The organism is Balneolales bacterium ANBcel1 (assembly GCA_029688905.1).
Lineage (GTDB): Bacteria > Bacteroidota > Rhodothermia > Balneolales > Natronogracilivirgulaceae > SLLW01.
This window is the reverse complement of the sequence record JARULB010000001.1, coordinates 566,104-592,375: the sequence shown is the minus strand read 5'-3', so window position 1 is coordinate 592,375 and position 26,272 is coordinate 566,104. Positions and strand designations below refer to the sequence as shown.

The following is a 26,272-nucleotide window of genomic DNA, read 5'->3' as shown; positions in this document are numbered from 1 at the left end:
ACAGTGTGACAATGGTGTACTTATCATACAGTTATGAAGATACCCGTTTTTCAGGCAACTTCGAACCGGAGTGCAATTTGCGGAAATATTCAAAATCGGGAATCAGGCCTCAGTTCTGCTTCAAGGGCGTGCGTCCGGCTATTTCACCAGTGTCATGGCCCGGGTGTGAACCTGGATGGCCTGTCCGGAGCCTTCTGGGCCACGGACCGTCAGCCGGCTGATGTAAATGCCGCTGGCCAGGCCGGAGGCGTCAAACCGGACGGTGTGATACCCTGCGCTGCGATGCTCACTTGCGAGCGTCCGTATTCTGCGCCCCATCACATCAAACACCTCAAGGCGGATTTCGGCTTCGGCCGGGAGAGCGAACGTGATCCGGGTTGCCGGATTAAAGGGATTCGGGAAGTTCTGCGACAGAGCGATCGCAACAGGCAGTTGATCGTCATGTTCGGAATCGGTCGGCACCTGTTCTTCAAAATGGGCCGCAAGGCTGCGATCGGAAGTGGCCGTAAAGGTGTAGGAGGGTGATTTCGAAATCACACTGCCGTCCTCCGACCAGTGAAGGAAGACCCAGTCCTCATTTGCTTTTGCGGTGACCATCACCCGGCCTCCATACCGGTACACCCCGCCGCCATCTACCGTACCCGCATTTTGCTGCTCTGCATAAACCGTAATTTCATGAAAGGATCGGGCCAGTCCCTTCAGGTAGGGGTAGCCATGATTGATGCCATCGGTATCCCGGGTCCATACCTCCGAAAAGTCCCAGCCGGCATAGGAGCCTTCGTCGTATGGCCAGGTCATATCTTCGGTGGGCTTGCCCTGGAGCCTGTAGCCGCCGAAGCTTTCGGCCAGACCCGAAGCCTCGGTGTCCCAGTAGCTGTCGAACACGCTTCCGGCATAATCTTCCCCGATGAAACCGCCCATCTCCTCGCTGCCGCCGGTACCTGTCACCAGGCCGGCACTGTACGAGCGGTGTATGTTTCCGGTCTGATGCATCCCGATGAATCCGCCGACCCTGGTACCGCCCCGGACTCTGGCGAGGCTGTAGCTGTTCATTATCGACTTGGAGGAGCCGTTGTAGTGCCCGACCAGCCCGCCAATGCGTGTTCCGCTGCCGGTAACGGTTCCCCGCGTCCAGGCAAAGTGAATTTCCTGATCGATGGAAGCAACACCTGCCAGGCCCCCTGTGGAGCCATCACCCCAGACATCCACCACCGCAAAGACCCGCTGCATGAGTCCGCGATCGGCTGCACCCGCAATACCGCCGATATAGTGCCTGTCGGAGACAATTTCACCGGTTACACTTGCATCACTGATGCTGTTACCCGATACGCTGCTACCGGCAATACCCCCGGTATACGATCCGCCATGAATTTGCACATCCTCCAGATGGATATTCCGCAGGGTCGCGTCTCCGGTCTCTCCAAAAAGGCCCTGGCGTGAAGTAACCGGGCGGTTGATGGTCAGGTTACGGATCACATACCCGTTGCCGTCAAGGCTTCCGGTGAACCGTACATTACTGCCCGCATCACCGACGGGCATCCAGCCGTCTCCATAATCCCAGATAACGGTTGCGGAGAGGTCGATATCCTGTTCGAGGCGGTAGTGTGCTTCCAGGTCCAGGCGCATGGCATTCAACTCATCGGCGCTGGAAATGAGGTAGGGGTTGTCTTCGGTGCCCGCGCCGGCCAGGTCATTCAGATGCAGCACTGCCGGTGTGCGATAATCGCTCAGATCCTGGAATACCGGATAATCCTGGCCCGGCACCATCGTCCACAGCGTGTAAAAATTGAATCCGCCGAAGCTGTCGGGTTGTTGCATCTCTTCTGTGGTCATGCCGACGATTCCATCTCTTCCGGCGCTTTCCAGCTGACCGGATGCCTGAGTGTCCCAGAAGCAGAAACTGTCGTTTCCGGTGTAGTGAAAGCCGATGAACCCGCCGGTGTCGTCGGGATGGGTGCCGGTATCGGCAACCCGTCCGGTGCTGAAGGAGCGATGCACGGTGCCGGTCTGTTTGTAGCCGATAAAACCTCCCACGTGGCGGTCTCCGTAAACGGAAGCATGGCTGTAGCTGTCGGAGATGGATTGAGAGGAGCCGTTATAATGGCCGATGAATCCACCGGCATGGGTGCCGGCTGCTTCCACCTGCCCCACTGAAGAGGCATTACGAACCTTGAGGTTGATGGAACCGGAGCCGATCAGTCCGCCTGCATGGCTGTTGGCCCATACCTGCACATCCGTATGGACACGGTGCACCATGCTGCGGTCGCCCGAGCCGGCCAGCCCGCCCACTCTGGAGCGGAACGAGATGATCTGCCCGGTCACACTGCTGTTATCGATGATGGATTCCCCTGCGAAGCTGCCGGTCAGGCCACCGGTATCATTCGCTCCGTGAACCTGGACATCCTCAAGCCGGATATTTTTCAGCACGGCGCCGATGGAGACTCCGAACAGTCCCTGGTGGTGTTCCGCTGGGCGGTTGATGGTCAGGTTGCGGATCACAAATCCGTTGCCGTCCAGGCTTCCGCGGAAAGAGGCCTCTGATCCGGTGGTGCCGACCGGGAGCCAGCCGTCACCGTTATTCCAGACAAGGGAGGATGCCAGATCGATATCGTTTTGCAGCCGGTAATGCGCTTCCAGATCCAGGCGCATGGCATTCAGTTCATCGGCACTGGTGATGAGGTAGGGGTTGTCTTCGGTGCCCGCGCCGGCCAGGTCATTAAGTTGCAGCACCGCCGGGGTGCGATAACCGCTCAGATCCTGGAACGCCGGATAACTCCGGCCCGGATCGATCTGCCACAATGTGTAAAAATTAAATCCCTTGTAGCTTTCCGGATGCTGCATCTCTTCTGTGGTCATACCGGCAACTCCATCTCTTCCAGCGCTTTCCTGCTGACCGGATGTCTGGATGTCCCAGTAGCAATAGCTGTCGCTTCCGGTGAAGTAATAGCCGAAGAATCCGCCGGTGTCGTCGGGGTGGGCGCCGGTATCGGTAACCCGTCCGGTACTGAAGGAGCGATGCACGCTGCCGGTCTGCTTGTAGCCTATAAATCCTCCCACATGGCGGTCGCCGTAAACGGAAGCGTGGCTGTAGCTGTCGGAGATGGTTCGCGAGCCGGCGTTATAACTTCCGATCAATCCGCCGATACGGGAGCCTGTACCGGCCACATCGCCGTCTGACCAGGCATTCCGGATGGAGCAGGAAGTGGATCCGATCAGTCCGCCTACATAACTGTCTCCCGACACGGAAACATCCGCGTGAACATTGTGCAGGCGCGAGCCGCTGGAAGCCGAACCGGCCAGTCCGCCGATATAATTTCTTTCGGAAGTCACGTTTCCTGTCACGCTGCAGTGTTCAACGACGCTCTCGTTAATGTTTCCCGCCAACCCTCCGGCATAGTGGAACCCATGGACATCCACATTCTCGAGACGGATGTTGGTCAGCCTCGCGTAACTGACCTCGCCGAAGAGCCCCTGCCGATAGGCATCAGTGCGGTTGATGGTCAGATTGCGGATGACATGTCCATTGCCGTCGAAGTGGCCCGTGAACTGGTTACCGGCACCCGATTCGCCGACAGGCACCCATCCTTGCTCCTCATTCCAGGGGGCGGTTCCCAGGTCGATGTCTGCGGTTTGAAGAAAAAAGCCGTCCAGATGATACCGCATGTTGTTCAGGTCATCGGCAGTGGCGATGTGCCAGGGGGATTCCGGAGTACCGTTTCCCCCGGAGAACTGTGCCTGAAGCGATGGCGCAAACAAAAGGGTTATGGCCAGGATGACCACAAAAAGTGCTCGTAGTTTTTCCATAATAATTTCCTGTGAATATTCGCCATGGTTATCCGGCTAACTTTCACACACTGCTCGTGTTACCGGCGTGTTGCCGGGCAAAATAAGGCTGGACCGCTTTGCTAACCGCTTGCCAAATAATTTCCGGGCGATGCGCTGAAAAGAGACCGGTTTGAAAAGAGACTTCAAATACTTTGGAATGTTGTGCCGACGGGCACTGTTTCTAAAAACATATGTAAATCCGGCAACAATAAATATTTAATAATTCCACATATTTTTTTTCTGAAGTGGTTGGCGCCGGGGATCCATCCGGTGCTTCAAGTCAATATTCGCCGGACAATGTTCCCTTAAAACTGATATATGCCGCTATCTGCCGGGGCTGCAGCCCCTGATTTTACGATGCCTGACCACAACGGCAATCCGGTTACGCTGGACCGGCTTCTTGAGCACGGGCCACTGGTGCTCTTTTTTTATCCCAAAGACGAGTCACCCGGATGCACTCGTCAGGCCTGCTCCTTTCGCGACAACTACGACACTCTTGCTGAAAAGGGGGTTACGGTTGCCGGAGTCAGCCGGGATCCCGCGCAGAATCATACTTCTTTCATCGAGCGACACAACCTTGCTTACCCGCTGCTGACGGATACGGACGGGTCGGTTCATGAGCAGTACGGCTGCAGCACGCTTTTCGGACTTCTGACCCGCCGGGTCACCTTCCTGATTGATACCGACAGGAAAATCCTGCTCAGCCATGAGGATAATTTGAGGATGGGCAGCCACGTGGAGGCAGTTCTGAAGGCGCTTTAACGGCGGCTACCCGGCCAATCTCTGAAGTGACGCGGAGCGTTAAAGATTTGCAACTCGCCCGTGAATGCCGCATCCTGTCCGACTAATCCCCGAAGTGACGCGGAGTGGTGGCAGATGCGTCCGGATGGATCTCCCTGTGTCATACCATCTGATTGGCAATCGCGTGTGCCAGATCAACGGCTGCGGGGGGATGATATCTGAGCCAAAGCTCGGGTTCGATGATTTCTAGCTCCATTACGACCCACCGCCCGGCCCGATCCCGCACCAGATCCACCCTCCCGTATGCCGGTGGTGATGGACAGGCGGCCATGGCATGTTCTGCCAAAGCGATCTGATCCCGTGTCGGGACAAAGGCGTGCACGGTGCCTCCGTGATCGTCCTGGACACGGAAATCCCCCGGTTTCGGCAGCTTCTGCACGGCATGTGTGTAGCGGCCGCCGATAACCATCAGCGTGATTTCTCCCGTATGAAGAACATCCTGTATGAACGGCTGCAGCAGAAACGATTCCTCCGGGATCAGGTGCTTCAGAAGGGAGGCGATTTCTCCTGCGTTCTGCTGGTTGACACGCCAGGTATGGCGAGCTCCGCCAGAGATGGCCGGTTTCAGTACCGCTTCTTTCCACCCGGTTTCAGAGAGAAGCCGGTGAAGGTCGGTTTCGGTTCCGGGTTCCAGAAACAGGGAGGGTACGATGGGGATGCCCTGCTCCTCCAAATCGGCAAGATAGTGTTTGTCCAGATTCCACCGGATGAGTGCGGCATTGTTACAAAGCTGTGTTTGCGGTTCTGTTCGGTTCAGCCAGTCGGCAAACTCCGGAACGCGCTCATAATAATCCCAGGTAGTCCGGAACACGGCGCAGCGGAAATCGGGCCAGTTAATCGCGGGATCGGACCAGTCCAGTCGAACAGACGACAACCCCAGCCCGGCGAGAGCCTCCTGCAGCAGCCGGTCGTCGTGAAGGATATTGCCGAGGTACCAGTCGTCGGGCGCCGCTTGGGAAGCGGTATAACGGCGGTCGGTCAGCAGCGCAATATCGGCGGTGGCTGTACTCCTGTCCTGCAGTTCACGATTCATGGCTGGTTCCCTGGTTGTCTTTGAAGGGGGCAGATGAATTCGTGCAGGTAAAAGGGCTGCATGGCATTAACGGGTGCGATGTGTTTCAATTGGGGGGGACTCGTGAGCGTGAGGTGATCTGTGGATGGGGCCTACGCTCGAACCCGGTTTTCCACTTCCAGACCCTTTTCAAATTGCGTCAGGTTATCCAAAGTGATCCGGGCGATTTCTTCCAGTGCCTCGTGGGTCAGAAAAGCCTGGTGACCGGTAATGAGAACGTTGGGGAAGGTCATAAGCCGGGCGATTTCATCATCCTGTATCACCTGCTCGGAAAGATCACGGAAAAACAGGTTCTCTTCCTGTTCATAGACGTCGATTCCCAGGGAACCGATTTTTTTCTCCTTGAGCCCGTCGATGACATCGGCCGTATTGATCAGTGCCCCGCGGCTGGTGTTGATGAGCATGGGGTTCCCGGTCATCTTGTCGATCGCCTGCTTGTCGATGATGTGTTTGGTTTCTGGCATCAGCGGACAGTGCAGCGATATGATGCTGCTTTTGGCGAGAAGCTCATCCAGCTCCATATATGTTCCGCCCATACCGGTTACCTCCTCGTTTTCATGGGGGTCGTGGGCGTTGATAGTGCAGCCGAACCCTTTCATGATCCGGCAGAAGGCGGTTCCGATTTTTCCCGTTCCAATTACTCCCACCGATTTGCCGTGAATAGTGAATCCGGTAAGTCCCTCAAGAGAGAAGTTGTTTTCTCGCACGCGGTTATAGGCTTTATGCGTTTTACGGTTCAGTCCAAGGATGAGGGCAACGGTATGCTCGGCAACGGCGTCAGGCGAATAGGCGGGTACACGCAAAACCTGAAGGCCGGCTTCCTCGGCCGCCTCGAGATCTACGTTGTTAAATCCCGCGGATCGCAGGGCGATGACCTTTACTCCGAAATCGGCGATCATCTCAATCGTTTCACGGTCAATCATGTTGTTGACAAAAATGCAGACGGCATCGTAATCACGGACAAGTACGGCGGTATCCGTGTTCAGTTCGTCTTCATAGTAGGATATTTTGTGATCTGTCTTTGAAAGCTCGTGATCAAAGTAATACTTGTCGTATGATTTGGCGGTGAAAAAAGCAATGTTCATGATGAGGTTGTATTAGGGGGTTGGGTCAGATAATAACAGCTGGATTTGCGGGTCGGGAAACCGGATCATTGCAGAAGACTGTCCACAGAAACAACCCGGGTAATCGGTGAAATTCCGGTTTCTATGGTTGGTTTGAACGATGGATCCGGTTGCCGTGGTAGTTTAGAATCTCATCGGCGCTGTTGAAAACAGTACGGGCTTACAATTCATCCCGAATAAGCATCAAAATGGCCGAGTGGGGTATAATCACATAGCGCTCCTTGCCGAACTCAATTTCATGGGAATGTTCCTTGAGGTAGATCGCCAGGTCACCCTCCTGTGCCTGCAGGGGGATATACTGTACCTTTTCGGTCTGCGGTTTCCAGGGTTCGTCGCTGTCAAGTCCGGCCATGGTGGGGTAGCCCGGTCCGACTTTCAGGATATATCCGCTATGGACCTTCTCTTTGGATCCCACACCAGGCGGAAGAAACAGGCCTGATTCGGTACGGCTGTCCATGTCGCGCGGCTTCAGCAGCACTCGGTCGCCGACGATGACAAATTTTGCGGTGTCGTTGTGGTAGGACTGGATCATGATACAGGTAACGCTTGATACGGCTGGTCGGTTCCATAAGAAGTACTATCCGGAATTCCAGACACGTGTCGTTCAACCGGCAGTTTCATTGAATCCGGATCAACACAGCCTGGTCTGGATCTCTGCCTATGTTACCTTTCGACAGGGTTTTATGCAAATAAAAGTGAATGGAACCGGGCTGTATGCGAATTATTCACGATCTATATGCCCTCGCAGAGGCACACTTCATACGAAAGGAATACACCTGCTCCGTTTTGGTGTTTCAATTCAGTAAACCTGATGTGAAGTACCGAAGAGCAGGATGTATTGTTGAAGCGATTCGAAGACAATCACTTGCTGAAGAAAAACAGAGTCTGGCTACTTGATCAGGCTAGCCAGGATCGATCGGGTTCCGCCACCGGCACTCAGACGTATCACATACACGCCTGAGCTTACATCCGAGGCATTCCAAACAGCATGGTGCTCTCCAGCCGGAAAATGACCGTCCTTCAGTACTGTTACCAGCCTTCCCGCCAAATCATGGACTGTTAAACGGACAGGTCCTTGCTGATCCAACTCAAACCGAACTGTAGTTGCCGGATTGAATGGGTTGGCATAGTTCTGGTGAAGTCTTATCCCGTCAGGATGGTATGTTTCCTCTGATTCTGCCGATACCTCCAGGCCGGAATCCGCAATTTCAATAATGCCCAGGAAATTGGTACCCTTCTCGGAATCCCAGACCTGGTCGTTGGCCAGGCGGATGGCATATTCCGGGCGATCCTCCAGCAGCAGATCCGGCATATGCAAATGAACTTCGTAGAGGCCGTCGGGAAGAAGAGTAGCATCCACCGGTATCACGACACGGACCTCATCTTCCCAGGTGCGAACATCGCCGGGAACTTCGTATGCCTGTTCATCACTGGTAAACAGGTTTCGAACAATCAACCAGGCCTTGCGCTCACGGAAAGGTCTCGCATATCCCGTATTCTCAATATCCAGCGTCACTTCAAACCCTTCTTCGGCCTGGGCAAAAGTCGCTTGCCTGAGAACAAACCGATACCCCAGGTATTTCAGCATCGTCTCCAAATGCCCGGTATTTATCCAGCCATTGATCACATCACCATGGTAGTCACGGTTAATAATGGACCAGTTCGTCATATCCATCTCCAGCAGCGCGTTCTCACCATCGGTACGTGGCGGGTTAAGCCCGTTTGTTTCACCACTCATCGGCAGATATCGGGTTTCATTCGCGAGAAAACTGTAATCGGAGGTCCCGGACGGGTTTCCGTGCTGACCGGCGTTGCGGTATGTACCCATGTCGCCCCAAACATTTAAGAAAGCATCATTGTAGAAACCAATACGGGCCTGCGGCGTGTCGGTATATGCCGTCTCTTCTGTCAGGGGAGTCGACCCGTACATCGTGATCTTGACCTGCGGATACCTTACCTGTACAGGGATATCCAACGGTGTTGCGGTCAGCATGGCATCCACCACCTCCTTTCTGTTCTCCCATTGAGCTGCACTGATACTGCCATCTGTTCCAAACTCGGCAGAATTGGTGTAATACCACTCTCCCCAGGTACCGATAAACCCGGCCTGATGTGCGACTATGACGTCTTTGTTTTTCTCCAGAATGGGCGCAAGTTGTTCTATATGCTGCAAAATGAGTTCCTTGACAGGCTGTTGCGGATCCGAGGACTGCCGATTGGTATATGAGAAACGCACCAGACATTTCAATCCGGCTTCCCTGATCCTGTCAAAATCAATTTGAATGTTGTCCAGGTAATTCTCCGAAATCTCCGTTTCCATGTAGTCACCCAACAGAAAGTAACGATAAATTACAGTGACCTTTTCGGGTCCGGTTCTCCATCCCGCAATTGAGGAGACAGTAATGTTGGAATAGTCGGTATTGGTGTAGTACGAGCTGTTGGTAATGGAGTATTTCTGCAGGCCTCTTTCCGGATTGGCTATGATATCATCGGACTCCTGGTACGTATAAACAAGTTGTGCCGGAAGTGTAAACGGCAAGGCCAAAAACAGGAAAAGCAGCGGAGTGAAAAGAGCAACAAAGCTATTTTTTTTCATTTTCTTCAAGAGTGATTGTTAGTTGGTGTGATTAGCCAACATTCTGTTGCCCTTAAGCATCGTGGACTTGCCGGCTGTCTATTTGTTTATTAGTCGGGGGTACACATCATAAGAAAACATAAGGATTTTTACACAAATGAACCCTATACGAAAATAATAATAATAAAATATAAGTTAAATAATTACGATTAGGGGTTTTTGAAGGTGTGCCAAGGGGGGGACAGGCATGCTACCACATCGATTTTGCACCAGACATGAACATGTTCTTCACTACCGTTCTTCTTTCTGGTATTCCGGGCCTGGCGAATAACCGACAGGAACGGCTTTCAGTCAAAAACTTTATTTACCGATTTCAGATTCTTTGTTGTTTTCTCCGGGATGGGTACGGCCAACACTGGAAGCTATCCTGAAGGCAACATCAGCTGGTATCATCTGTGGTTCCTTCCCTATCTGCTGGTGTTTTTGATAATATTTGAATCAAAATGGGACCAGTTTTGAAATACTGTAATCAGGCCGTTTACCCATTCTATATTATGCATCAAACCATTCTGCTGATCATAGCCTGTCAGGTGATGAACCTGAACTGGAGTCTGGGATGGAAGTTTTTGGTGATGGCTGCCGGGACCTTCGCTGGATGTTCAGTGTTGTATGAATTGGCTATCCGAAGAGTTGCATTTTTGAAGCCCGTGTTTGGATTGAAAAGCTGAAATCCCCGACTCTATCTTCGCACAGAATGTCCCGATGGTGTGCTTCGAAATAATCAGGACGTTTTAACATCGCATTTCGCTTACTCTGTCCGAACCGGGAGCGTAACGGTGAATTCGGATCCTTCACCCGGAATATTTCGCGCTGTAAGTGTGCCGTTGTTCCGTTCGACAAAATCTCGGCAGATCAGCAAGCCAAGCCCGGTGCCTCTTTCCTTTTCTGTGCCCTGGCGTGAAATAACACTTCCGTTGACTATCAGGTCATCCAGGCTGTCACCGGCAAAACCCTTGCCGGAATCTTTGATGCTCACGGATATGGACGTCAATTTGCCTTCCCGGTCGTGAGCCTTTTCGGACGACATGGTGATTTCTCCACCGGAAGGTGTGAATTTGACGGCATTCGAAAGCAGATTTCGGAATACCGTGGAGATGGTGTCATAATCCGCTTCGATGGTCAAATCCTGCGGCACGCGGATATCAATTTGGATTTTTTTGGACTTCGCCTGCACGCTCATGATATCGACTATTTCGCTGAGAATTTTCGTCAGCGAATGGGGGCGCAGCTCCACGGCAATATCTCCGGCCTGTCCCCGTACCCAATTCAGCAGGTTGTCAATGAGGGCAAGTGTGTTGTGGCCGGATTTGTAGATCATTTGGGCATAATCGGCAATTTCTTCCCGGTTCAGGTTTTGAGCATCGGAGTTGATGATATCGCTGTAACCGATGATGGCCTGGAACGGATTTCGAATGTCATGGGCAATCACCGAAATAAGTTTGTCACGCGCCCTGAGAGTCTCCTTGAGTGACTGTTCGGAGTCGCGCAGCTTTTGATAAGCCCGGTTTACAGCTTCGTTTTGCTCCCTGGTTTCACGGTAGAGGGCTTCAGCGCGCTGCTTCTCAATGGCGAGCAGGTGTTTGCTTTCAAACGTCCGGTAGTTGTACCGTCGGTGAATGATGTTGAAGAGCAGACCGGCAATCATCATGGGGTAAATATTGAAATAGCTGATGTCCCACACATTCTTCGGATAAAAAACGAAAATGGTGAATAGCACGGTAGGGATGAGGTAGATCCCAATGGCCGTGGCCATATTGGTCCTCAGTTCCAGCGATAAAACCAGTACGACAAGCAGCAGGCCGGCCAGGCTTCCCCCCAGGTTCGGGTCATCGTCAAGCAGAATAACCCTGGCAAACATCATGATCAGCAGGCTCACCAGCAGTATGTGGTACAGATATCGTTTCTGGGTTTGGTAAGCCGGTGTGCCGAGGTGGAACAACAGGAGCGACCCGGCAAGGGTTATGGGTATGAGTCGAATCAGCGAGACGGTGTAATTGTCGAGCAGCGCAATGTCGGTGTACATGAACAGAAACAGGACGCCAAGAAGCGGGATCATCTTGTACGTCATCCCGCGTAAAGCCTCTTTATTCTGCCATTCCAGCCACCCGGCCTGCAGATCGGATTTTGTTGCCGAAAGAACGCCGGAACCATGTTCACGTTTGCTTCGATTGCTCACTCTGTGCCCTTTTGAATAATAATTTTCGTTGTGCCGAACCGTCCGGTTTTAATCGGGTTCGTTTAACAAATATTAGTGCAGGATAATATAATGAATTCGGTGAATGAATCTTTCGCCTGAAAAAAATGGGTTGTTCCAGGGCAGGTTGTTGAAAATAAACAGGATCAGGTAATGGCCGGGTCAAATACTTCTCGATCCCGTGTTCCACCATATCGGCTTTCAAACCATTAACAGAAAGGCGAACACCACCAGTACTGCTCCAACCGAACGGCTGAACAGTGCTTCATCAATCCTCAAAAAAACCTTTTGGCCCAGGTAAAGGCCTGCAAAAAGGCCCGGTGCGGAAGCGGCCGCGTACAGGGCGGATTCGGTGGTAACCAGTCCGGCGGCCGAGAAGGAGACAATACGCGCCACGGCGGCGAAAACGAATACAACGATAAGCAAATCCCGGAAGGTGTTCATTCGAAACCGTCTGCCAAGGTGCCAGAGAATGGGAGGGCCGCTGATGCCGAACAGGCCGCCGAGCACCCCTGCCAGGGTGGAGAAGCCGATATCTTTCCGGTCACAGGTATCGGGCAGTTGGTTGCGAAGACGATCCTGGTGGATGCGGGAGCGGAACAGCGCGAACCACAAACCCAGCAACAGCACCACAAGTCCCAGCAAGAAGCGGTACGTGTCGGCCGGCACCCACGTCAGCAGGAACACTCCGATGACGGTTCCGGCGGCCATCGCCCCAATGATTCCCGCAAGAAAAGGGACTTTCCTGATACTTCCCACCGTGCGCCACATGATAAGGCCTGCGGCCAGGTCCAGAAAGGAACTGGCAACAATGATCGGCTGCGGGGCGAACAGCAATGCCCCGACTGGAATAAAAATCAGCGCCGGGCCGAAACCGGTCAGCCCTTTGACAAAAAACGCTATGGTCGCGAGGGCGGGTAGAATCAGGAAAATGGAAATGTCCAATGGCAAGGCGTTTGCGGTAACAGAACGGCGCGCTGCCAAAGTGGTGTGCGGCGCCATTTATTCGCCGCAATATAAGACTTTGTAAATCCACACGCCGGATGATGGAGACAAAATCGCCTGTGTCGCCGGATCGCCTGTGTCGCTGGCTTACCAGGGAAACTGGTGCGGTTGCGTGTTGAAGGTAGTGTGAAAAACCACCGGCATCAGGAGTTTGCAGGCAGCAATTGCTCTTCCAGAAACCGGATAACACGATCACAGGCGGATTCAGGTTTTTTGAAAATGCCTTCAGAACGGGCATGCAGGCGATCAGTTGAGTCGGCATCTGATCCGTCGTTATCGGGCGTGGAACCGTATTGCGAGGCAAAGTACCGATGCCTTACCCTGCTTCGTTCACTTTCCCGGCCATCGGTTTTCTGAAGGGCCATTTTCAGATGTGCCAGCAGATCATGCTGGTGATACACCTTTGGTCCCGGAGTCACCTCATCATAGGGCATGAGGCATCCTCGCTCATAGGTTCCCAGATCATAGGGCACAAATATCGGAGGAATGTCACGCATCAACCCTTCCAGATAGATACTGCTGTAATCGGTTATGATGGCATCGGTCACCGGCAGCAGATCCATTGCGTCTTCGGCGATTTCCTGGCCGCCGGAGACAATTCGCGGGCTGGCATTGAGCAATGCGCGCAGGTCTGTATGATCGTTCGGATGAGCCCTGAGTGCCATGAGCGCCCGATGCTGTTCGAGGAAAGCGGCAAGGGCGGTCAGGTCCCGGTCCTCAAACGGGAACCAGCGTGTTCGACTGCGCCGGCGAAAGGTTGGTGCGTAGAGAATCAGCCTGGTTGATGGGGGTGCTTCGGGCCAGTATTCGGCGAAACGGCGGGATGGCGTCGGAATGCCGGGTTTGATGTGTTTCACTCCATCCGCTCCCGAATCATTGGAGCCATTGATTATATTGATGACGGCGTTTGTACCAATAGCGGGACATTCGGTACGGGATGCCAGCCTGTCATAAGCCGGATAGCCGGTTTCAAGAAAGCGTTCTGCGGGAATGTTGAATCGTCTGGAAAACAGATCCGTAACCAGTGGCGAGGAGGAGAGAAAATGGGTGATCGGGCGGAACCGGTACTCCAGAATCTTTCGGTGCAGAAAACCGGGTGGACCGTCATTGCCGGGCCTAAGATATTCACCTCGTTTTGTCGGGAGACCGTGATAGGTTTGAATGATCAATGCCCGCCGCGGAAGCCTCATAAAGGGGTAGTCGCTTGTGCCGTGAGTCAGGAATACGGCGGAGGCCCGGTTCAGGGTGCGAATACCCGCCAGGGAGTGGGTCATACAGGCATACTCGTTGCCATATTGTCTCTTCAGATCCTGTACCAGATTTCGGTTCCGGCTGAGCCAAACCGGTTGCAGGGTGGAGTGATCACACAGTCGTTCAAAAAGAACACGGGTGTTGCCGCGGTAGCCATCGCCATGAAAGGAGGTAAGAACGATCGTAACCGGCTCATTTTGAAAACTGCGTGAATCACAGTCGTTATCTGGTCTGGAGGTGGGGTGTCCTGCTCCTGTTGCGCCTGGGCTCCGGTACAGATTTTCGAAATTGCTTGCAGCTGCATATCCGCCGGGCAAGCAGCACGAAAGCAGTCCGGCAAGCCATTGTATCGGATAGGGTGTTTTCATATGTGAGTCACGTGTGCAGAGACAGATATCCAATCGTGGCCGACCGGCGGACATGCGCCGGGGTACCGCTCAGTATGGCGCTGAGGCATACCGGGCATGACGCCGGGTAACGAACATGCCGCCGCTTTAACCGGCCTCATACCGGCTCACCTTCTTTGATGCTCCAGAGAGTCTTGCTTCCACGCGTGCCAGATCATTGGTGCAGTCGATTTCATCCCACCAGAGCCCGGAGAAATCAGCCATTTCCAGAGAAATAGCCCCGCCGATAAGAAGGTCCCGGACAGCCAGTTCATAAAAGTCATGTTGATAGCCTGCAGCCAGCCGTGAAGAAATCGCGTGGTGTAACCGATGCCACGTAGAAATGCAAAAGGTGCACATATTGACCGTCTTGTAGAGCGTATGATGATGGCGGTCTGTCGGCTTTTCGGATTGATTAGAGCATGACAGGCCTTTCCGGGAGGCTCTGTGTGAGAATTTTCCTGGCGGATTCTGGCATGGTGCAGTCGGCATATGCCCGTTCTTCCGGTGAGCCTGCACCATGTCGATTCCGCCGACATGGAGTTCGGCCAGCCGGTTGTCGGAAGTGACGGCAGCGGTTGTTCCCGTGTGTTTACCGGGGTTGTATCGGTCAAGTGCGATACGGTTCGGGCGATTCATAGTGGCGATGGCCCCGGCATCAAAAATCAGATCCGATTCAAGCAGCAAAAAGGCATCACGGATCAATGAGCCGGCAAGCCATACAGAGTAAATGTTGTTGGTGGTATCGTAGCGGTCGTTATAAACTGTCTGGACATCCAGGGTAGTGTTGTATTGTTCGAGAAAGGCATCCACCTGCCGGTGACAATGACCGGTGATCAGAATCAGCCGTTCGTACCCGTTTTTTTCAAGCGCTTCTATGGTGTGCGCAAGCAGGGGCTTGTCTCCTGCGTCAATCAGGCATTTGGGCCGGTTGATGGTGTGAGGATGCAAACGTTTACCCTGTCCCGCAGCCGGTATCAGCGCCGTAGTAATGTGTGAGGTGGATGTATCTGTTTTCATTATCCCCGGTATCCTTGATTGCCAACCCCGTCAGGCAAAAATCGGTTCAATATGTCATGTACAATCGGACCATATGATGTGTCCGGAAGTGATGTATATCCTGCGTTTTTGCGAAATGGCACCGCATGTTAGAAGTAGACCCGGTAGAGCAGATTGAAGCTGCGGCCGGGCTCGGGATACAGCTCTTTTATCCTGGAGAGGTGGTTATGGTACTCCTCGTTCAGCAGGTTGTCCACGCGCAACGACACCGTGTGCAGCAGATCGCCCCGTGTGAACAGGTATTGCGCGCTCACACCGGCTACCGTGTGAGCGGGTGTTCGGGTTTCGAATTCGCCCAGACGATCCTGGGCTGTGGAATGCCGAAGCCGTCCGCCCAGTGTCAGCTTGCCGGGAGCCCAGGTAACACCGATGGAGCCACTCAGCGGCGGTATCATCGGTAACGGAGCTGTCGATCCTTCAAAGCCGGTGATTTCCGTTTCGTCGTCATCCACCCGGCGTTCTCCGAACGTATAGCTGAGCATGCCGTCGATCGAGAAATTCTGTGCCAGTTTCACTTCAGCGACAGCCTCGGCTCCGTACATCAGTGCTTCCACCCCTTCAAACTTGTACTCAATGAGGTTCGGATTTACATAGCTGGGCCTCCCGGTGTTGCGCGGGTAGATATAGTTGAAAAAGTCATTCCGGTAGACGGATGCCTTGAGGCGCGAGCGGCTGTCCCGCCGGGAGACAAACAGTTCGCTGGCGAGGCCCCGTTCGGCGTCCAGTTCCGGATTGCCGATCTCGAAGGAGTAGACGGCGAGATGGGGCCCGAGGGAGTAGAGCTCGTCCATGGTGGGTGCCCGGAAAGAGTGGAGGAACGAAGCGCCCGTCTGCCAGCCCCGGCCGAGGTCATAGGATACGGACGCGGATGAGGCCAGGGCCGCGAAAGTGCGCCGGCGAATCTCACCGATAACCAGGCTGTTTCGCTCGGGAGTGGGTCGCGCATGATGGAAGTCGAAACGGAGTCCGAAGTCGATTTTCCATGGCCCGAAACGAGTCCCCTGGATGGCGAACAGGGCGCCGGAAAAGCCGTTGGCATCAAGCGTGCCACGGTCCAGGACAAGGTAGTCCTGAAACTCGCCCCAGGCTCCGATGGTGCCGTCGTCAAGAAAGCCGATTCCCTTGTGGCGCCCCACGACCGAGGCGTTGAAGGTATGGGCGGTATATTCGGTGCCTATGATATCCGCCGATTCAAACTCTTTGTGGTTGTAATAGCGGTAGGATACCCGGCTTTCCATGGATTTGAAAAACCGGTCTTCGAAAACGAACTCCGACCGTGACTCGGCCTGCAGGCGTGCCATTTCTATTTCCACGCCATCCGGATGCCCGCCGCCGGGATCGGGCGGGATGCCGTACCGGCTCAGGTAGGTGGATACCGCCAGTCCGCTGTATCCCCATGGCCGGATGTAACTTAGGGCTGCGGCACTGTTGGTGGACCGGTTGAAGGTGTTGTCCACTTTGCCGTCCGGAGTGCGGTAGTCTTCGCCATACCGTGCGTTCAGGTCGAGGTTTAGCATCAGGTCATCATGCACCGGCAGGGCGATGTTGCCGGAGCCGGTCAGCCCGTTGTTCACGCTCGAACCCATGAGAGAGGCGGCGCCGGTAGGTGAAGACTGACGGGATGTGGGAATCTGGTCGCGCACAACATTGATCACTCCGCCGATGGCATTGGAACCGTAGGCCAGGGCCGCAGGGCCCCTCGCGATTTCGATTTCATTGGCCGTAATCGGATCGATGGTTACGGCATGATCGGCGGTAGTATGAGACATGTCGCCGGTCCGTTCCCCATCCTGCAGGATGAGCACTCGCGAATCGCCGAGGCCGCGCAGCACGGGTCGCGCCGGAGCCGCACCCATCGCCCGTTGGGCAAAGCCGGGCTGGTCGGACAGGGTCTCGGACAGCGTGCTGCCGAGGTTTTTGCGAAGCTCCAGTCCCAGTACGGTAATGGAGGCATTTTCCAGGTGAGAGCCACGGTATTCTCCGGGCTGTCCGGTGATCTCTATGGAGCCGATGCTCAGCGTTGCAGGCTGCAGGGTTATATCCAGCTCGGAAGTATCATCCGGATCCACTGTGATGGAGCGCTTCTGGTCGTAATATCCGATCCGGTGCAGGGCCAGGGTATAGCTCCCCTCCGGGATGTTGTTGAGCTGAAACCGGCCGTCGCGGCCCGATGTGGCGACGCGGTTGATCTCCTCCAGGTGAAGATAGACATAAGCCACCGGCTCCCCGGTTTCACCGTCCAGGACACGCCCGTTCAGGGAAACCACTTTCAGGGCCGAAGAGAAGGCCAGTGAGGGAAGCAGGAGCAGCGCTATCAGTAGTGCAGTTGTGCGCATGAAGTGGATGATATATGCTTATGTTTTTTGGATGAAATCTGCCGGGCGGGAGTTAATGCTGTTTTGCTATGTTGCCACTTCTATTCTTCGTGAACGGCCACCTGAAATGCTGCCGATGTGAAATCGGAATGCCCGTCGTGCCACAATTCAAACTGAATGGTGGTGGTTCCGGCCTGGCTTCCGGTCAATCGAAGCGCCCAGGAGTTATTGTCCACGGGATGAGCCACCTCCAGGATGTCGGTGTTTTCGATATCGTATCGGAGTGAATAGCCACTATGCTCAGGGGTAAAAGGAGTGCTGTCGTCCGACAAAAACTGCACGGTTATGGTTTCGGTGGTAGCACCGGCCGGGATGGAGATGGCTTCGCCGTCGGCATAGGTGATGGTGTGCTGTTCCTGGGAGGCGAGCATGTCTCCGTCGACAGACAGAACGATACCAATAGGAGCGTAATGGTGGTCGTGCCCGTCACTGCAGGCGTTGAGCAAGAGTAATGTTGTCGTTAAAGTCAAAATCAGGGTGGAGAGAGAAATCTTGTGAGTCATGGTATCCGTTATTTATGATGAGGATTACAACGATTACTTCTGAAATTCGGGTCGGGCCGGCCGGTGTCAGCTTTAGTGTTTTTCGTCTGTAACAGCGGCATGCCCAATATTCTGTAGCGTGATTTGGCATGTGAGACCGGTTTGTGATCGGCTGCTTCATCCGGATTGATTTTGCAATCCGGAATTATCCGGAATGAAAAAACGGCCGAGCCAATAGCGGTCACCAGCTGCGAACAGGGTCTCCGGTTACCGTCGGCAGGGGCAGTTGCAGCCCGATGTACCGGCAGGTTTCCGGCCTTTACCATCGATAATCGGGGAATGGAAACTGCAGGAGCCGTGGAACAGATAATCCGGCTGAAATGGTGTTGAGGGATTACAGCGGATTCCGAAAATACGGGGCAGGAAGTGCATGTGAACGTGTCACGAGACTTCAGCCCGGATGAGTTCACCGATTACGGGTGGAGCCGGAAAGCAGAGCCGGGATCACCGGTTTCAGGCGGAAGCAGGCGGTGCCCGGCCGTATCGGTGTGCGGAGTAAGGAGTGACGGGGGCGGTCGGACGCTCCTGGTGCAATGTGTCCCAAACGGTGAGCGGGGTCACGGTAACTACCTTATCCACCGTGACATTCTGATAGACCATCCAGCAGAAAGCACAATCATGGATGTCGTGCATACTCTGGACTACCGCGGGAGTAGAATGCACGCACGTAATGATATCATGTACGTGCACGGCCGATGCCGTTGACGCGAAGGCAATCGCTAAAGCGGCGAGAAGCGTTTTATGAGTGTCCGGTGTTCGGTTCATTCGTCCTTGCAAGAGGTACAGTCCGACAGTTTACGCTTCCTAAATTACAATATCTTCGCGGAGGATCAAAGAGTAAGTGCAACTTTCTTTCATAAAATCAGCGGGCAAAAAGTGGTTGGCTGACAGCAAAACGCATGAGAGCCGTTTAACAAAACGGTTACGGGTGGGTGTTCCCGCGCTCATGACTTTAGTAGTGATGCAGGAGCATTTTCTATCAGGACCATGCTCCTCTGGATAGTCATGGCGGTGGCTATTTCACTATGATTCAATGCTGAAAATCGTTAATCAGTTGTAACGGTGAGAAACATCAGCCTGTTCCCACCATCTTCGGATGGCCGGGATCTCATCGATGGTTTCAGGTTCATTCGGATGATCGCCTTTTTTTACCACCGTCTTTTCGTATGCTTCCAATATCACCGTCCCCGATCCGTCGCTGCTTGAGACTTCGACCTCGCCATCCAAAACGATGACCGTCGTAGCACTGTCTCCATGCACCTCCACCAGGAAGTCGGTTCCTCTTACACCGTATACAGCAGTTGGAGTGAGGACACGAAACGGACCTTTATGATCGGATATTTTAGCTCTCAATTTGCCTCTGAAGAGTTCCAGATGGGTAGCCTCCGGTTCGGGCCCTTTGGTGAGCATTTCAATTTCTGTCTGGGCGTCCAGAAACAGCTCGAATCGTTCCATCGGGTCCATGGCATCCGGATCTTCCACTTCGTGTTCAATTTTTTTCCGGGTATGTTTATCGGTTTCAATCACTTTTCCGGGCTCCATTTCGTCTGTTTCCCAGTGCACACGATACAGCTTTCCCTCGACCGTGTAGGAGAGCTCGACACTTTCATCCTCGAATTCCAAGAGTATTGGCAGATATAGCTCCGGCACATCACCGGCATCCAGTATGCTTTCGATATCCACGCTGACCTCGTGGAACTCTTCCGGCAGCTGTACCGGCATTCGGTCACCATCGATGATAAAGTCAAGCGGCATTGCACTTACCTGGAAGGGGAATCCCACCGTATTCTGTGAAAAAGTCCCTCCATCGAAGGCCAGAATGGAGCTCTCCCAGTCGCCTTTTGGATCGGTGCATCCAATTATGGGGTGACAGGCCCAATGGGTGATGACAGGACGCACATCAGCATACTTCAGACCCCAGTATGAATCCAGTTCTCTCCAGACCTCGCTCCAGTGTAACCGTCCCTCTATCTCACCGGACCTGCTGGGGGTTTTGACGTCGTAATGACGTGTGAATTGCGCTAAATCCGGGTCAATAAACGTATAGCCAGGTTTCTGATAGTATGCGGTTGCCCAGCCGTCAAAGCTCTTTTGCTCTTCAAACCATGGATTGGTACTAACCGCGGCATTGGTGATATCCATCGAAAATTCTGAGGTAAACTCCGCTACGCCTTCGATACTCATTTTGCCCTGACCGCTGATCCAGCCCTGCCAATATGTTTTTTTTCTTGGGAGTGCAATGGTGCCGGCATCATGGTCCAGTCCGGCCGAGATAGTCAGCTCTTTGCCCGGGTAGTGTTCGCACTCTTCGATTACAAGCAGGAGATTGTCATCTTCCAGGGGCATTTTTCCGCTACCTTCTGGTGATGTGTCACTTGTTCCATCTGTTTTTCCGGTGACCGATCCGGAGGGTGTTCCGGCGGCAGCAACCCTGATAGCAGTGTGGCTCTGGCCCCTGCCTGTACTGATAAACGTCATTGGCCGGGTTTCTGAAAACGCATTTGCCCGAACATGCAGCAGGTACTGGCCCTGCGCCAGGCCACTGCCAAGGGTAACCTGGATTTCATTCCTTCCCGCCTGGAATTCAGAAGAGGTTCTGGTGACTTCCCGTCCGAGAATGTCGTAGAGTATAATGTCGGCTTGCAAAGAACCGGTTGCCTCGAAGGGGGAAAGTGGTTTTGGGATTGAAGGGATTGGGATAAGATGAACCCAGACGAAATTCAGGCGGGATGTCGGAGATGCCACCCGGTTCAGCAGAGACGGCCTCATACTCATAAACCAGGGAAAAAGATCCTTCACTGTCAGTTGCTGCCGCCGCCAGCTGTTCGCCGGAATCATGGTAGAGGGCCACCGGTTTGTTGACAATGGGAGCGGCTTCCCTGGCATCATGCAAAATGCCGGACACTTCAAATTCCCCTGTGTCCCCGGCAGCCTGTGATAGTGAACTTGAAACGAGAATAATCAGAAATATGGCAGTAATGCATTTGGATGGTTTCATAGCCCCAATAATTTTTTGAGATCCTCTCTTACCTTCAAATGATAACTCGTCCTTATTGTACCTTGCAGAAAACTATATGCATTGTCAAGCATATCTCGCAGAATCTCTTGCAAGGTAAAAGGTGGCCCGGCCACAGGGGGCAATGGGTCAAGCCCGGATCGGGTGTTTGTGCCGGGGTTTGGTGGCGGGAACCGGGGTGCAGTGAAAGTACGCGGGCAAAAAAGTTATGATTCCGCCAGGAAGTTTGTCGGCGATGAGCGCCTGTGGCAACAGTATCCGGGCAAAAAAAAATCCCACGGAAGACCGTAACTCAGGGGTTTTCCGCGGGACATGTTACTCTTAATGCTGTTTCAACACCCGTACAGGGTGAAAAACCTAACTGGTGGTAGTTAGTGACTCGTAGTCGTATCCATCAGCCTTACTCATCTCCTGGGCCGTGAGAGTGAGCAGGATTCCGTAGATAACCTTGGAACTGACATCTGCGATCGTGTATGTGATATGACGGCCAACGACGGCGGCTTCGTTCAGCGAGGGTTCCAGCCCCATACTGAACAGATAGGGCATCAGATACGCTCCGGGATAGAGCATCCAGGAAAACAGAAAGAGTCCCCAGATAATCCCCAGATAACGCTGCACTTTGGGCGGGGCACCCTCTTTTCCTTCGGTTATCACATTTTTCATGACATAAAGAATGTGTACAAAGAAAATTGTGGAGACAAAGCCCCAGATAAAGAAGAGTGTCGGGTTGGTGTACTCGTAATACTGGCCTACATAGCCTGTAAGAATCATCAGCGTGCCGGAGAACCAGAACTGGTTTCGTACTGAACTGAACGAACTTCGCGTCAGGGATACGACGAAAAGGATCTGGAACAGCAGCATCGGTACATCAATAAGCCAGTTAAGGTAACGGTACCCGTTGTTGAACTGATCGGTTTCCGATCCCAGAAAATAGCGTCCGGTTTCAGAGTCGAACACAAAGGCATTGGTCCAGTTTTGCTGCTGAATCATGAGCAACAGAAACGCGGAGACCATCACCACTACAGAAAGAACGGATGATATCCGGTATTTCGGAGCTACGGTCTTCATGGTCAGCACAAAGTAAAGCAATGCCGCAAGCATGATGGCAAAACCAACCGTCAGTACATGTGCCGACATCTGGTAAGCCATCTCGGTATAGCCGGAAGTAATGCCCACGTAGTTTTCAAAGGTGGCATTACCCAGCGAGTAAAGATTTTCCATGTAAACTCCGTATATGTTAAGGTTATGGATCTTCTGGATGAGCCCCAAAACCGAGGATTTGGGGAAAAAGTTTGTTTTCCACATGAATTTTTTTTTGGCAGTTGCCTGTTTTTTTGCATTCAATTCCCCGGCAATGACATGGCCTTTTTTTTAAAAAGAAACCCTCTTCCGGCAAGGAGTGAAGGCGCTGTTCCCTGCAGTATAATTCCAGGCATTCGGGAATGATTTTGGCGTGAATTCGGTATAGATGACTTCGAAATAGCTGTACAACTGTTTCGGGCACATCACACCTGAAATTTCCATGAGGCATTCATCCCCGTCGGCTGTTCGTCTGACCCTTTCAGTCAGCTTAGCTGCCATTTTGTTCGAAATCCTGTTCCCCGAAACGGCCCTGGCCTGGAGTTACTGGATTCTTTTGCTCGCGGTCGTGGTGGTCGGGATCCCACACGGTGCCATTGATCACATCATCGCCGGGAAAATGTTCCGGTTGAGCGATTCCTGGCGCCGCAAGTTCTGGTTTAATGCCCTGTACCTGGGCCTGATGCTCATTGTGGTGGCCGTCTGGCTGATTCATCCGGTTGCCGGGCTGATGTTCTTTTTAATAATGTCGGTCTACCACTTTGGCCAGGCCGACATGGAAGATTTTCTTTCACCGGAAGCCCGCCACTCCTTATGGTATGTCATGCGTGGTTTATTCGTGGTGGGACTGATAGTTTTTACGGATACCCGTGTCAGTTTCGCGATTATCGCGCAAGCTACAGGTTTGGAGCCTGCGTCTGTTTCATCGGCTGTTCCCGAGGCCGGTCTGGTTATTCCACTGCTCTTTGCTGCATACGCCCTTGTTTTCGGGTACGCTGCCGCAACCGGCCGGCTTGCGAGGAGACGCCATTTCCTGTATGACAGTCTGCTGGTAGGTGTCGTCTTTATTGTGACTGGCCCCATCGTTGGATTTGCCGTCTATTTTGCTCTATGGCACTCGACAGGGCACATCATGGAGATGCAGCGGTATCTCCACAGGCACAAGGTGGCCATGCCGCTTCCGGCGTTTTACAAAGCGGCGACTCCCCACACACTCATCTCTTTTATAGCTCTGGGCGTACTTGTCGGGGTGGTCCACGTTTTTGCGATGGATGACAGGTTTGTCGCCCTCATGCTTATCCTGATCAGTGTACTTACACTTCCGCACATGGCGATCGTTGACCGGATGTACCGGCAGCAGGAGCCGGGCACGGTTTTATAAAACACCGTTTACCATTTGACGTCACATTGACAATACAACCTGCTCACTTATGATAAACAACAACTGGTACACCGTTGCCGCAGTGATAGCGGCTGTGTTTCTGTCGGCTTGCAACACCATCGAAATCAGGGAGGAGAGTGCTTTCGATGCACACCGCACCATCACTCCCGAGCGTTTTAATGTGCCGGAATATACACTGCATGAACAAAGCCTGATAACCAGCGATGGAGAGCATCTCGACAGCTGGTTCCTGGAGCATGAGAACGCCGCTGCCACGGTACTCTATATGGGTGGCAACGGATTTCTAATGGTGAAGTCACGGCCGCTAATCGAAGCTTATGCAAGGGCGGGTGTGAACCTTATGCTGCTTGACTACAGGGGCTATGGAATGAGCAGTGGAACGCCGTCGGTAGAGGGGTTGAAAAAGGATGTCCTGGCCGCGTTCGAGGTTGCTGCGAATAAGCGTTTGCCTGTGACCGGTGATTCCGTCACTGATACCACCGATGGAATGCGTCATAAAAAAGCGTATCCGATCTTTATTCACGGCCATTCTATGGGTTCCCTGCTGGCGGGCTGGTTAGCGGAGCGGAAGCAGGTCAGCGGCTATGTACTGGAGAGCCCGATCTCTAATGTTTCCGACTGGACCGGCAAACTTGTTCCCTTTTTACTGAGACCATTTATCAGGTTTGATGTCGATCCCGTTTTGGCGCAGGAGGACAACATGCAAAGGGTTGCGAGTATCCGTGCGCCCATGCTCATCATTGCCGGGGAGAGCGATGAGATTACACCCGTCCGCATGGCAACTGCACTCTACGAGGCTTCGGGTTCTGCTTCAAAACGCAAGGTTTTAATTCCGGAAGGAGGACACAACGATCTGCCGAATAATGACCGATACGCCGAGGCGCTGCACAGCTTTTTTCGGAAACCCGGGGTATCCGCCGGAGGTTACTGATCCAATGATTGCAGATACGCTTCCGCGTTCTTAAGATGAGCATCGCGTTTCTCGCGGGACATTCTGTCGAATGTGGTCACCAGCATCTTCAGCCTCGGATTGGCTTGAAAAACATCACGGTGTACATGTAGAAATCTCCAGAAGAGTCCGTCCCAGGTTTTCTGCCATTCACCTTTCCTGAAGTTGCTCATCTTCATCAGGTAATTGCTGCCGCTGATGTAGGGTTTGGTGGCCATCAATCCGCCATCGGCAAACTGGCTCATACCGTAGACATTGGGCACCATCACCCAATCGTAGGAATCCACGAACATCTCCATAAACCAGCGGTAGACTTCATCGGGATCGAACTCACAGAGCAGCATGAAACTGCCGATCACCATCAACCGCTCGATATGGTGGGCATATCCGTAGGACTGGACCTTTCCTATGGTCAGGTCCAGCGGCTCAATACCCGTTTTCCCGGTCCAGAACGAATTTGGAATTTTTCGCCGGAAGCCCCAGAAGTTTCTCGTTCGCTCCCCGGTTCCCTTCAACAGGTAAACCGCCCTGATAAACTCTCTCCAGCCAATCACCTGGCGAATGAATCCCTCCAGCGATTCAACCGGGATGGAATGCTCCTCCGCATGAGCGAGAGCCTGGGTTATCACGTACTCCGGATGAAGCAGACCTGTATTCAGCAATGGACTCAGCACGCTGTGATGCAGGAAAACCTCGTCTGCTACGATCGCATCTTCGTAGGGGCCGAACTCTCTGAACCGCTCCTGCAGGAAATTCTGCAACCATGTCTTACTCTCCTCGAAGGTGCAGGGGTAACGGAAGCTGGAGGAGAGAGATCCGTAATTATCCCCGAAATACGATTCCGTGTATGATGCCGCTTCCTGGTAAAAATCATTACAGGGAGGGGCCGAAACTTCCGGCGGCTTCCTGGATTTCGGATATTTGAGACGGTTCAGGGCGTCGTAGGTCCAGCTGCCACCTGACGGCTTTCCATCCTTGTCCATGAGGATGTTGCGCTTCAGCCGCTGGTCCTTGTAGAAACTGGTCTGGTACATTCTTTTTTTGCCTGCGAAATACTCCCGAATTTCCGATTCGGTATTATAAAAAAGCGGACTTTCATGTTTCCGCAGACTAATTTCTGCCCTGTCGGCACTTTCCTGTATTCTCTGTTCCAGCCACTGGTCGACAGGGTCGATATATTCAATGTGGGACACCCCCCGGCCGTGCAGTTTTGCGATCAGCTTCCGGATATCCGCCTGTGCTTGCATTGCCTCCACATACACCGTCTGATAACCGTTTTGATGCAGCCAGGCTTCGTAGGCTTTCATGCTAGCCCGATGAAATGCGATTTTTTGCTTGTGAAACGGGTACTGGTTGAAAAACAGGTGCTCCTCAATCAGATACAGAGTTTCGCAGCGGTCAGGGAGGGGAGAGTTTTCAAAAAGCTGATGAGGAAAAACCAGCCCAGTGCGACCGTTTGCAGGTTTGTTTTCAGCGGATTTTTCTCTTTCCATAACCGGCAGACCGGGCATCAGTATATGGCACTTTCGGCTCCCGGTATTGACTTGTTTCTATTT

General features: G+C 53.2%; 19 protein-coding genes. 3 read left to right on the top strand and 16 right to left on the bottom strand.

The window, feature by feature from the left end:
• Positions 1 to 138: 138 nt before the first annotated feature.
• The gene (locus tag QA596_02210) at positions 139 to 3,804 is read right to left on the bottom strand and encodes a hypothetical protein (GenBank protein ID MDG5766263.1); all 3,666 of its coding nucleotides are present in this window, start codon (positions 3,802 to 3,804) and stop codon (positions 139 to 141) included.
• 339 nt (positions 3,805 to 4,143) lie between these two features.
• Between QA596_02210 and QA596_02205 the strand changes: the two genes are divergently transcribed.
• Positions 4,144 to 4,587, top strand: coding sequence for a peroxiredoxin (locus QA596_02205; protein ID MDG5766262.1), 444 nt, complete (start codon positions 4,144 to 4,146; stop codon positions 4,585 to 4,587).
• A 139-nt stretch (positions 4,588 to 4,726) separates the two neighbouring features.
• On the opposite strand, the gene QA596_02200 is transcribed toward QA596_02205, so the two are convergent.
• From QA596_02200 to QA596_02135, 14 genes are all read right to left on the bottom strand, one after another.
• The gene (locus QA596_02200; GenBank protein MDG5766261.1) at positions 4,727 to 5,659 is read right to left on the bottom strand and encodes a hypothetical protein; all 933 of its coding nucleotides are present in this window, start codon (positions 5,657 to 5,659) and stop codon (positions 4,727 to 4,729) included.
• A 131-nt stretch (positions 5,660 to 5,790) separates the two neighbouring features.
• Positions 5,791 to 6,783: a 2-hydroxyacid dehydrogenase gene (locus QA596_02195; GenBank protein MDG5766260.1), complete on the bottom strand. Its 993-nt coding sequence runs from the start codon at positions 6,781 to 6,783 to the stop codon at positions 5,791 to 5,793.
• A 199-nt stretch (positions 6,784 to 6,982) separates the two neighbouring features.
• Positions 6,983 to 7,354: a co-chaperone GroES family protein gene (locus tag QA596_02190; GenBank protein MDG5766259.1), complete on the bottom strand. Its 372-nt coding sequence runs from the start codon at positions 7,352 to 7,354 to the stop codon at positions 6,983 to 6,985.
• A gap of 357 nt (positions 7,355 to 7,711) precedes the next feature.
• On the bottom strand, positions 7,712 to 9,418 hold the full coding sequence (locus tag QA596_02185; GenBank protein ID MDG5766258.1) for a DUF4874 domain-containing protein: 1,707 nt from the start codon (positions 9,416 to 9,418) through the stop codon (positions 7,712 to 7,714).
• Between the two features lie 787 nt (positions 9,419 to 10,205).
• Complete coding sequence (locus QA596_02180) at positions 10,206 to 11,633, bottom strand: HAMP domain-containing sensor histidine kinase (protein MDG5766257.1); 1,428 nt, start codon at positions 11,631 to 11,633, stop codon at positions 10,206 to 10,208.
• 219 nt (positions 11,634 to 11,852) lie between these two features.
• Complete coding sequence (locus tag QA596_02175; GenBank protein MDG5766256.1) at positions 11,853 to 12,596, bottom strand: sulfite exporter TauE/SafE family protein; 744 nt, start codon at positions 12,594 to 12,596, stop codon at positions 11,853 to 11,855.
• A 203-nt stretch (positions 12,597 to 12,799) separates the two neighbouring features.
• Positions 12,800 to 14,275 (bottom strand): CDP-glycerol glycerophosphotransferase family protein, encoded by a 1,476-nt coding sequence (locus QA596_02170; protein MDG5766255.1) that lies wholly within the window; start codon positions 14,273 to 14,275, stop codon positions 12,800 to 12,802.
• A gap of 126 nt (positions 14,276 to 14,401) precedes the next feature.
• Positions 14,402 to 15,313 carry an NTP transferase domain-containing protein gene (locus tag QA596_02165; GenBank protein MDG5766254.1) on the bottom strand — a complete coding sequence of 304 codons (912 nt, stop codon included), beginning with the start codon at positions 15,311 to 15,313 and terminating at the stop codon, positions 14,402 to 14,404.
• Between the two features lie 128 nt (positions 15,314 to 15,441).
• Complete coding sequence (locus QA596_02160; protein ID MDG5766253.1) at positions 15,442 to 17,688, bottom strand: TonB-dependent receptor; 2,247 nt, start codon at positions 17,686 to 17,688, stop codon at positions 15,442 to 15,444.
• Positions 17,689 to 17,768: 80 nt separating this feature from the next.
• Entirely contained in the window at positions 17,769 to 18,230 is a 462-nt protein-coding gene (locus QA596_02155) for a hypothetical protein (GenBank protein ID MDG5766252.1), read from the bottom strand.
• A 492-nt stretch (positions 18,231 to 18,722) separates the two neighbouring features.
• Positions 18,723 to 19,034, bottom strand: coding sequence for a hypothetical protein (locus QA596_02150; GenBank protein MDG5766251.1), 312 nt, complete (start codon positions 19,032 to 19,034; stop codon positions 18,723 to 18,725).
• A 285-nt stretch (positions 19,035 to 19,319) separates the two neighbouring features.
• Complete coding sequence (locus QA596_02145; protein ID MDG5766250.1) at positions 19,320 to 20,915, bottom strand: FecR domain-containing protein; 1,596 nt, start codon at positions 20,913 to 20,915, stop codon at positions 19,320 to 19,322.
• A complete protein-coding gene (locus tag QA596_02140; GenBank protein ID MDG5766249.1) occupies positions 20,854 to 21,267 on the bottom strand; it encodes a hypothetical protein in 414 nt (137 codons plus the stop codon). The genes QA596_02145 and QA596_02140 overlap by 62 nt, the downstream gene beginning before the upstream one ends.
• 375 nt (positions 21,268 to 21,642) lie before the next feature.
• Complete coding sequence (locus tag QA596_02135; GenBank protein MDG5766248.1) at positions 21,643 to 22,506, bottom strand: bacteriorhodopsin; 864 nt, start codon at positions 22,504 to 22,506, stop codon at positions 21,643 to 21,645.
• A 301-nt stretch (positions 22,507 to 22,807) separates the two neighbouring features.
• On the opposite strand from QA596_02135, the gene QA596_02130 reads away from it, so the two are divergent.
• Together QA596_02130 and QA596_02125 are read left to right on the top strand one after the other, a co-directional pair.
• Positions 22,808 to 23,746 carry a Brp/Blh family beta-carotene 15,15'-dioxygenase gene (locus QA596_02130; GenBank protein ID MDG5766247.1) on the top strand — a complete coding sequence of 313 codons (939 nt, stop codon included), beginning with the start codon at positions 22,808 to 22,810 and terminating at the stop codon, positions 23,744 to 23,746.
• Positions 23,747 to 23,795: 49 nt separating this feature from the next.
• A complete protein-coding gene (locus QA596_02125; GenBank protein MDG5766246.1) occupies positions 23,796 to 24,698 on the top strand; it encodes an alpha/beta fold hydrolase in 903 nt (300 codons plus the stop codon).
• Here QA596_02125 and QA596_02120 read toward each other — a convergent pair.
• Positions 24,692 to 26,209, bottom strand: a complete 1,518-nt coding sequence (locus tag QA596_02120; protein MDG5766245.1) for a cryptochrome/photolyase family protein — start codon at positions 26,207 to 26,209, stop codon at positions 24,692 to 24,694. The two genes, QA596_02125 and QA596_02120, sit on opposite strands and share 7 nt — an antisense overlap.
• Positions 26,210 to 26,272: the final 63 nt, after the last annotated feature.

Bases quoted from the DNA above. Each gene is read 5' to 3' on its own strand.
- QA596_02120 (MDG5766245.1), bottom strand. From the start codon at position 26,209: ATGGAAAGAGAAAAATCCGCTGAAAACAAACCTGCAAACGGTCGCACT.
- QA596_02160 (MDG5766253.1), bottom strand. From the start codon at position 17,688: ATGCGCACAACTGCACTACTGATAGCGCTGCTCCTGCTTCCCTCACTG.
- QA596_02195 (MDG5766260.1), bottom strand. From the start codon at position 6,783: ATGAACATTGCTTTTTTCACCGCCAAATCATACGACAAGTATTACTTT.
- QA596_02210 (MDG5766263.1), bottom strand. From the start codon at position 3,804: ATGGAAAAACTACGAGCACTTTTTGTGGTCATCCTGGCCATAACCCTT.
- QA596_02130 (MDG5766247.1), top strand. From the start codon at position 22,808: ATGAGGCATTCATCCCCGTCGGCTGTTCGTCTGACCCTTTCAGTCAGC.
- QA596_02170 (MDG5766255.1), bottom strand. From the start codon at position 14,275: ATGAAAACACCCTATCCGATACAATGGCTTGCCGGACTGCTTTCGTGC.
- QA596_02125 (MDG5766246.1), top strand. From the start codon at position 23,796: ATGATAAACAACAACTGGTACACCGTTGCCGCAGTGATAGCGGCTGTG.
- QA596_02200 (MDG5766261.1), bottom strand. From the start codon at position 5,659: ATGAATCGTGAACTGCAGGACAGGAGTACAGCCACCGCCGATATTGCG.
- QA596_02155 (MDG5766252.1), bottom strand. From the start codon at position 18,230: ATGACTCACAAGATTTCTCTCTCCACCCTGATTTTGACTTTAACGACA.
- QA596_02140 (MDG5766249.1), bottom strand. From the start codon at position 21,267: ATGAAACCATCCAAATGCATTACTGCCATATTTCTGATTATTCTCGTT.
- QA596_02165 (MDG5766254.1), bottom strand. From the start codon at position 15,313: ATGAAAACAGATACATCCACCTCACACATTACTACGGCGCTGATACCG.
- QA596_02135 (MDG5766248.1), bottom strand. From the start codon at position 22,506: ATGGAAAATCTTTACTCGCTGGGTAATGCCACCTTTGAAAACTACGTG.
- QA596_02150 (MDG5766251.1), bottom strand. From the start codon at position 19,034: ATGAACCGAACACCGGACACTCATAAAACGCTTCTCGCCGCTTTAGCG.
- QA596_02205 (MDG5766262.1), top strand. From the start codon at position 4,144: ATGCCGCTATCTGCCGGGGCTGCAGCCCCTGATTTTACGATGCCTGAC.
- QA596_02190 (MDG5766259.1), bottom strand. From the start codon at position 7,354: ATGATCCAGTCCTACCACAACGACACCGCAAAATTTGTCATCGTCGGC.
- QA596_02185 (MDG5766258.1), bottom strand. From the start codon at position 9,418: ATGAAAAAAAATAGCTTTGTTGCTCTTTTCACTCCGCTGCTTTTCCTG.